Source organism: Bacteroidota bacterium, assembly GCA_034723125.1.
GTDB lineage: Bacteria > Bacteroidota > Bacteroidia > CAILMK01 > JAAYUY01 > JAYEOP01.
Genome location: JAYEOP010000474.1, coordinates 1 through 8743 on the forward strand (window position 1 = coordinate 1; position 8743 = coordinate 8743).

The 8743-nt window shown below is 30.3% G+C and carries 2 protein-coding genes; one reads left to right on the forward strand and one right to left on the reverse strand.

Features of this window, described 5'->3' with window-relative positions; translation table 11 throughout:
* Positions 1 to 157: 157 nt before the first annotated feature.
* Positions 158 to 2332 carry an adenylate/guanylate cyclase domain-containing protein gene (locus tag U9R42_12325; protein MEA3496804.1) on the reverse strand — a complete coding sequence of 725 codons (2175 nt, stop codon included), beginning with the start codon at positions 2330 to 2332 and terminating at the stop codon, positions 158 to 160.
* Between the two features lie 563 nt (positions 2333 to 2895).
* On the opposite strand from U9R42_12325, the gene U9R42_12330 reads away from it, so the two are divergent.
* Positions 2896 to 8743, forward strand: a 5848-nt coding sequence (locus U9R42_12330) for an immunoglobulin domain-containing protein (GenBank protein ID MEA3496805.1), incomplete at its 3' end; no start/stop codon positions are given.

The following is an 8743-nucleotide window of genomic DNA, read 5'->3' on the forward strand; positions in this document are numbered from 1 at the left end:
TTTCTTTTTTGCTTGTATTTCTTTATAAAATCTTTCCATAGCTATTGCTATGCAAAGATTTTATGCATCATTCAAACAAAAAATAATTCAAATTCTAAATGATACATTTGAACGCAACTTGGTATTAGATAAAATATTCTTTTTCTTATTATTTTGATTAGTTCAACTTTCCTTCAACAAAATACATATTCATCACTCCTTTACCTTTAACTTCTAGTGGGTCTCTTTTAACAGTTTTATATTTCTCTTTAACAATGTTATAAGTAACTTCAGAAACATTAATTTTCATTGGTTCAGAATTAGACTCCATTCTTGATGAAGTATTTATTGTGTCACCAAAAACATCATAAATATATTTTCTTACTCCAACAACTCCACCAACAACTTTACCTGAATGGATACCGATTCTAATCCTCCATGTTAAATCAGCAGCATTATTTCTATCATTTAAATAATTTTGAATTTCCAAAGAAGCATTAATCATATTTTCGGCATGATTAGAATTAGGCTCTGGCATTCCACAAACAGCTAAATATGCATCGCCAATAGTTTTAATTCTTTCACACTCATGTTTAATCATTATATCATCAAAAGCAGTAAATATATCGTTCAATTCTTCAATCAGCAATTTAGGCTCAAGCTGTGATGACATATTTGTAAACCCTACAACATCAGAGAAATACACTGTTACATTCTCGAAACTTTCAGGTTCTGTTTTTCCATATAATTTTAAATCACTTACCACTTTGGAAGGCAAAGTATTTAATAACAATTCTTCAGATTTTGCCTTTTCAGCTTCAATTATTTTATTATCTCGTTTTTTACGTTGTAAACTTTTAAATACTACTACAACTAATCCTAGTACTAAAACTAAACCTATTATAAAAAATATTAGTGCTGCTTTTTGTCTTCTATTTTCAGCAACTTTTTTTGCTATTTCTGATTTCTGCAATACTATTTGTGCTTCTTTTTTCTCTGTTTGATATTTTGTTTGTAACTCATTTATTGTTTCAGCAATACTTTCATTAAGAACAGAATCTTTTAATTGGCTGTACATTTCATGGTTATCTAATGCTTTCTCATACATTCCTATCTTTTTATAAACTTTTGAAAAAAGTTCATAATTTGTACTCATTACTGCTTTACTCTTTATTTGATGTGCAATTATTTTACTCTCCTCAAGTAACTTTAAGGCTTCATCATAATTACCCATAAACATATAAATTTTACCCATATAGTTTAAGTTTAAAGCAGTTTCCTTTTTATTATTAATCTCTCTATTAATCTTTAATGCTCTTTTATAATATGAAAGGCTTTTGATATATTCTTTTTTTTCTACACTATAAACTGCACCTATTGACTGAAGTGATTGTGCAATTCCTAATTTATCATTAATTTCCGTCCTTACTTCCAATGATTTATCATAATATACAATTGCTGTATCAAATTCTTTTATTAAAGTATAAACATTACCCAAATTGTTTAATGCATCTGCTATTCCGCTCTTGTTATTTATTTTTTTTTCAATTTGTAATGCATGTGCATAATTCTCAATAGCATTTTCATAATCTTCCATAGTTTCATATATCAAACCAATTGCATTAAGGCAACTTGATACACCAATCTGAAAATCAATTTCGTTAAATATTTTAATTGCTTTTTGAACGTATCCAATAGCTACATCTTTTCTGTCACTATAAAAATAATTATTCCCAAGATTTAAAAGAAGTATTCCCTCTCCCCTTTTATCTCCAATTTCATGCTTTAATTTCAATGATTCTTTTGATATTTCAATAGCCTTATCATAAATTCCCCAATGCTGATAAATTTCAGCCATATTACTCAAAGCTTTTGACAATCCTTTCTTATCATCTATTTCCCTTTTTAAATTAGCTGATTTTTTATATGCAGCAAGTGATTCCGAATATTTACTTTGTTGTTCTAGTAAAATGCCTTTTATATTATATGCTTGTCCTTCTTCCGCTTTTAGCTCGTATTTTTCTGAAATAGAAATTGCTTTATTTACAAATTTCGTTGATGTTTCAATATCATTCATTGCAGAATACACCATTGCAAGATTATTTAATGCTTTTGCTTCTTGCTTATAATCCTTTATTCCACGAGAAAGTACTAAAGCTTCATTTGCGTATTTTATACAATTTTCAGCAGATCTTGCATAAAAACATTCTTTGGATAAAACATTTAAAGCCTCTGCTTTGTCTTTACCATCATCCAAAGATTTTGTTACATCAATAAGGCTATCAATAATCGACTGCGAAAAGCTAAAAGAAAAGATAGAAAATAAAAACAGTGTATATATAATTCTTCGCATATTATTTAAACAAATTACTTAATCAATTTTCATTTTACAATATAAATATAAAAAACAAATTTAATAAAATATTTTTAATGATTAAGAAATAAATTTGTTTTTTATTAAATAATTTTCACGAAGCATCCAACCGGCTGTAATACTAATTAACAATATAATACAGCAATTTAATTAATATTACTACTAAGATAAATTAATGATTTATTTACTTCAAACACTTTCATAAGAATAATCATTAATGGATTTTCAATATTTTTTTTTATATTCAGCAATCAGCATTGTCTTTGATAGAATATTTTCCCAATTATGGAAAATCATTTTTTTTCAATAAAATTTAAATCAATTGAAAAATAATATGTTAACATTTAAATATTTTTTTTGTACATTTGTTGTAACTTCTTTAAAGGTTAAAATGGTTGATTTCTTTTTTTTTAATTTTCTAAATGTTATTTCAATAAATATTAATATGAAATAATTATTTAGTTTTAAATGCATTTTGAAAATTGTAAAAAAGTACAACATTGCATATATTATTGAGAAACATTAACTAAAATATTAATGTCATGAAAAAAATTTACACACTCTTATTTATCCTTTCTCTTACATTTTTTGGATTTTCATCTTATTCATCATCAATCAATGCAAGCGGAACAATTAGTAGCAACACAACATGGAATACTGATACTGTATTTGTTACAGGAAGTATTACGATTAGTAATGGGATAACTTTAACTATCAGTGAAGGAACCTATATTCAATTTCAAGGACACTATAAGTTAGATGTAAAAGGTAGAATCCTTGCAGTTGGAACTGCTTCAAATAAAATTGTATTTACAGCATCAAATACAACTACAGGATGGCACGGTATCCGATTTGATGGTACATCATCAACAAACGATACTTCCAAAATTGAATATTGCATTATACAAAATGGTTATGCTACCGGAACAAATTATTACGATAAAGTAGGTGGTGGAATATTCGTTTATTATTTTTCAAAATTAATTATAAAAAATTCAATAATTTCAAATAATCGATCACAATATTATGGGGCAGGTATTGCTTGTTGGGGCTCTGCTAATCCATTGATAATTAATAACCTAATATGCAACAACTCAGCAAGTAGCGTTGGAGGCGGAATGATGATTTATTCCAATTCAAGTCCTGTTTTAATTAGTAATACTATTGTAAATAATAATTCGAATTCATACGGTGGTGGAATGTATGCTGTTGGAACAAACGGTATGATAAAGAACTGTATTATCTATGGCAATAATGGGTCAAATTATGATCAAATTTATCCAACATCTTTATCAGTAGTATCATATTGTGATGTTGAAGACGGATATAACGGAACGGGAAACCTTGATACAATCCCACAATTTGTAAATCCAACTTCAGGTACAGGAAATAATTATAACGGATTAAACGCTGATTATTCTTTACAATCCACTTCACCACTTATTAATGTAGGAAATAATTTTACTTACAGTTCTTATTATCCTGAAGATATTGATATTGCCGGTAATTTGAGAATTGATGGTGAAACAATTGATATTGGTGCTTATGAATATATTTCATCAATGATAGGATGTGGCACACTTACTTCCGATACAACATGGTCGGAAAGTGTTATTTTAACTTGTGATTTAACAATAAATAACGGTGTAACACTTACTATAGAACCCGGTACAAAGATTAAAGTTTTAGGGCATAATAAAATTGAAGTTAAAGGACAGCTCCTTGCACAAGGAAATAAAGATAGTTTAATAGAATTTTCTGCTGTAAACACCTCTGAAGGATGGCAGGGAATACGTTTTTATTATACCTCATCTTCCAATGATAGTTCAAAGATTGAATATTGTATTATTAGAGATGGAAAAGCAACAGGTTCGGGATCGTATGAGAAATATGGTGGAGCTATTTTCGTTCGTTCTTTTTCAAAAATACTTATCAGAAATAATATTATTTCTAACAATTATGCTAATAGTTATGGAGGTGGAATTTATATTAGGTATTCTTCAGCAAAAATTATTGGAAATGTAATTGTAAATAACGAATCAGGTTCTAGTTATGGAGGTGGTTTATATGTTAATTCAAGCTCATCTTCCTATAATCCCAAAGTAATAAATAATACTATTGCTAACAACAAATCTACTTATAGAGGAGGCGGATTGTATAGCAGTACAAATTATGTTACACATAAAAATAATATTATTTGGGGTAATACAGCAAATCCTGCTTACAGCACAACATATCAAAATATTTATGCAAGTACCGTAAATAATGTTTCCTATTGCAATATTGAAGGTGGAGTTTACACAGGTACAAACAATATAAGTTCCGACCCAAAATTCAAAAATCCTACTGCAGGCTCCGGAAAGTCATATAATGGGACAAATGCTGATTGGTCATTGCAAGAAACATCACCATGTATTGATTCTGGTAGCACATCTGTTAGTGGTTTGGATTTGCCCCCTTTGGATTTAAACGGAAAAGTGAGAGTATATAACAGTAGAGTTGATATAGGAGCTTATGAAGACAAATCCTTTCTTACTGTATGTGGTTGGATTAGCTCCAACCAAACTTGGGATGCCAATACAATAAAAATAAATTGTAACACTACAATTGGAAGTAACGCTACGGTAACAATACCTGCAGGTACAACAATTGAATTTCAAGGAAATTATTTTCTAAGAGTTAATGGCAGATTATTAGCAAATGGTAATGAATCTGATTCTATTCTTTTTACAGCAAAAACACCTTCAACAGGTTGGGGCGGAATTTTAATAGATTCAAATAGTAAATATCATGATTCAACAATATTTTCATATTGTATTTTTGAATATGCAAAACGCACACCTCCGTCAAGCTACTATGAAGGTGGTGCTGCAATAAAGGTTAAAACTTTCAACAAAGTTCGCATATCAAAATCACGTTTTTCTGATAATGAAGTTAATGGTGCAACCACTGGTAAAGGAGCAGCAATATTTGCCTTTTCTTCAGATATACTTATTCAATATTGTAAATTTTATAGAAATGATGCATATAGGTATGGAGGAGCAATACATGGGCAGTACTTTGATGGCGAACTAATTAACAATATTTTCATTAATAATGAAGGATATTATGGCGGGGCATTATCTCTTACCTATTCTGAGGCTTCAATAAATAATAATATTTTTACAAATAATAACATATCCGGAAGTGGTAGTGGTGGTGCTGTTTATTATTCAGGATCTGACATTTCAACATTCAGAAATAATTTATTTGCAAATAATGACGGTGGATCAAGAGGTGGAGCTATTTATATTTCATCCGATTCAAAACCTAATTTTTATAATAATACTATTGCTAATAATACTGCGACTAAGGGTGGAGCTTTTTACTTAACCAGCAATGCTGACCCTACATTGAAAAACAATATTATTTATGGAAACATAGCATCTTCTGCCGGAGATCAATTTTATCTTTCTGATGTTAGTAGTGACCCTAAAATTTATTATTGCAATATTCAAGGTGATTCATCAGATTTTGAAGGAAATGGTTCTGGAATAAACTATCAAGGAGTTTATCAAAACAATATAAATGCATCACCTTCATTTGTAAATCCAACTTCAGGTTCTGGCAGATCTTACGATGGATATTCTGCTGATTTTGATATTAGCTCATCCTCTCCTTGTATTAATATGGGTACAATATCATCCGCTACTTTAAATTTACCAAGCAAAGATTTAGATGGTGAAGTACGTATATATAATGGACGAATTGATATTGGTGCTTATGAAAATCAAGACCCGATATATGCAGGATGTACAATTTCACAAAACACTACTTGGGATGCAGATACTATAAAAGTTATTTGTGATGTTACAATTAATAATGGAGTAACACTGACAATAATGCCAGGAACCTATGTCCAATTTATAGGTTATTATGAAATTGATGTTAAAGGATGCATCCTTGCAAAAGGAACTGCTGATGAAATGATAACTTTCACAATTTCTGACACAAATTATTTTCACGACATGGATTCAATTGACAGAGGAGGTTGGAAAGGTATTAGATTTAACAGTACATCAAGAACTAATGATACATCAAAAATAGAATACTGCAACATTCATTATGGTAAGGGAAAAAACTTTTCATCCTCTTATTATAACCACAATGGGGGTGCAATTTATATCTATAACTTCTCAAAAGTAATTATTGCAAATTGTAATATCTCCAAGAATATTGCTGCACGTTCAGGTGGTGCCCTTTATATAGAAAGCGGTAGTCCATTAATAATCAATAATCTGTTTACCAATAATAGTACTGTTAAAGGTAGCACATACCTAAGAGGTGGTGCAATATTCCTTGACGATGCAAATGCAACAATAACAAATAATACTATTGTAAATAATCATTCAAAATATGGTGGTGGTATTTATTTTATAGCTTCTGATGCTATCTTAAAAAATAATATTATTTATGATAATATTGATTATTACGCAAATAACTTTAGCTATTATAACGGTGAGGCTTATGTACTTTCTTCATCATCACCATCATTTTACAACAATAATATTAAAGGTGGTAAAAACAAAATAATCGGATACAGTCATATCGCAACTTATCTTGATAATATTAACGCAGATCCAGAATTTTCATCACCAAGTACAGGTGCAGGAATTGAATTTTATGATAAATCTGCTAACTGGTCGCTTCAGCAATCATCACCTTGTTTAAATGCAGGTACTAACAATGTCAGCAGTTCTATTATGGTACCTAAAGATATCGCAGGAAAAGACAGAAAAGTAGCAGATACTTTTGATATTGGTGCTTATGAAATTCAAATAAGTTATAAATTTATATCAACACAACCTACTGACAAAATTGCTTGTATTGGTAGTGCTAGTTCATTTACAACAGCTTCAATAATCCCTGTTAATTATCAATGGTATAAAAACGGAAATGCTATAAATGGAGCAACTAGTGCAACAATGATAAAAACAGGCATAACATTATCGGATTCAGGAGATTATCATTGTATAATGAGTAATCTTAGTGGAAGTATGAGTACAGACACAGCTTCATTAACAGTAACAATACCTCCAACAATAGTTTCCGACCCATCAAGCGTTTCTACTTGTATAGGAACATCTGCTTCTTTTTCCATTACTGCAACAGGAACATCTCCAATTACTTATCAGTGGTATAATTTAAACGGGCAAGTTTCAGGAGGTACAAATAGCACATATACAATCAATTCAGTTTCTCAAAATGATGTATCAACATATTATTGTGTTGCAACTAACGATTGTGGTTCCGACCAAAGTAACGGTGCAGGATTAACGGTAAAAACTCTTCCCGAAATTTCTACACTAACAAATACATCTACAATTTGTGAGGATGCAAGTAAAACATATACTGTTTCCGCTACAGGTGATCCTACACCAACATATCAATGGTATAAAGATGGAAGTAGTCTTCCCGGAGAAGTTACTGTTTCTTTAGATATTAATTCCGCATCATCAAGCGATGCAGGAAATTACTACTGTAAAGCATCAAATACTTGTGGATCGGATAGTACTAATATTACATCTCTAGTGGTTAATGAAAAACCTGAAATTACATATCAATCATCCAGTGCTTCAACTTGTGAGAATCAAAGCTTAACATTGAGTGTAACTGCAACAGGTGCTACTCCTTTATCTTATCAATGGTATAAAAATAATGCACAAATTGGTGGAGCTACAGGAAATTCATACAGCATAAACAGTATTAGTTCAAACGATGCTGCAACATACAAATGCAAAGTGAATAATAGTTGTGATTATGAATATTCATCTGATATTATTATAACAGTGAAAGATAATCCATCAATTACTACTCAACCATCAAATACAACTATTTGTGATGGCAGTACTGCTAATTTTTCATTAACAGCCACCGGTGCAGCCACTCTTACTTATCAATGGTACAATGATGATGGTTCTATAACAGGGGCGACTAATAATACTTATTCTATTTCTTCTGCGGATACTTCGGATGAAGGTTCGTTTTATTGTGTAGTTTCAAATTCTTGTAGTAATGTTCAATCTAATTCTGCTTTGCTAACTGTAAATGAAGCTCCTTCTATTTCTTATCAAACTGATAATTCTACTGTTTGTGAAAACCAAAGTATGACTTTTAATGTTAGTGCTACGGGTACTTCTCCTCTTTCTTATCAGTGGATAAAAAGTAGTTCAAATATTGGTGGAGCTACTGGCAATTCATATACAATCAATTCTCTTTCTACATCGGATGCGGCTACTTATAAATGTAAGGTTACTAACTCTTGTGGAAATACTACAAGTACCGGTACTGCTCTTACTGTTAAAACCGCTCCAAGTATTACTACTCAACCTACTAACAAAACTATTTGTG